This is a genomic window from Paenibacillus sp. P5_B5 (assembly GCF_056400365.1).
On the sequence record NZ_JBFULK010000076.1, the window covers coordinates 1 to 327 of the forward strand.

Annotated in this window: 1 pseudogene; it reads left to right on the forward strand. The window is 29.7% G+C overall.

Annotated elements, in window-relative coordinates:
• Positions 1-53: 53 nt before the first annotated feature.
• Positions 54-327: pseudogene (locus AC1DOK_RS24645) on the forward strand (GyrI-like domain-containing protein); the annotation flags it as partial.

Consider the following 327-nt stretch of genomic DNA (forward strand, 5'->3'; position numbering starts at 1 on the left):
AACGTTAGTTATATGCAATTACTGCAATAAACATTTTGAATGAAGGAGATTTTATGGAAGCTAAAGTAATAACATTACCCCTTTTTCATGTTGTAGGTTACAAAATTGAAGCAAATATTAAAGAGTTTGAGTCTGGTCTTGGTAAGAACATTTATCATTCGCTATTTGAAAGAAAAGACGAAATTCAAAACAAGAAAAATGAGAATGTAATTTTAATGCAGATTTATCCTATGAAGTCCGATTTTAATCCTCAGGTGGATAGGTTTACACAAATTCTTTGTTATGAAGTAAGTAAACAAGGCGATGTTCCATTAAATATGATAAGTC